At 61.9% G+C, this 257-nt stretch carries 1 protein-coding gene; it reads right to left on the bottom strand.

Annotation, left to right across the window (positions count from 1 at the left end):
• On the bottom strand, window positions 1-191 hold a 191-nt coding region (locus BEN47_RS21750; RefSeq protein ID WP_204378275.1), incomplete at its 3' end, for a hypothetical protein.
• Window positions 192-257 lie beyond the last annotated feature (66 nt).

Genomic DNA, 257 nt, shown 5'->3' with positions numbered 1-257 from the left:
GCGGCTCGCAATGGCGGCTGAGGTGCTGTCCAATTTTTTCTGAAAAAGTACAGGCGCACCGTGGTCGGGTTGAGGGCCACGGCGCGGAGCAGGGAAGGGGCGGTGGCATCGGGGGCGGGCAGCGAATTCAAATTAACCTGGAGCAACACACCATGGTCGCGGCTCGCAATGGCGGCTGAGGTGCTGTCCAATTTTTTCTGAAAAAGTACAGGCGCACCGTGGTCGGGTTGAGGGCCACGGCGCGGAGCAGGGAAGGG

The organism is Hymenobacter lapidarius (genome assembly GCF_001816145.1).
GTDB lineage: Bacteria > Bacteroidota > Bacteroidia > Cytophagales > Hymenobacteraceae > Hymenobacter > Hymenobacter lapidarius.
The sequence above is the reverse complement of the archived record's forward strand: the minus strand, read 5'-3'. Positions and strand labels throughout refer to the sequence as shown.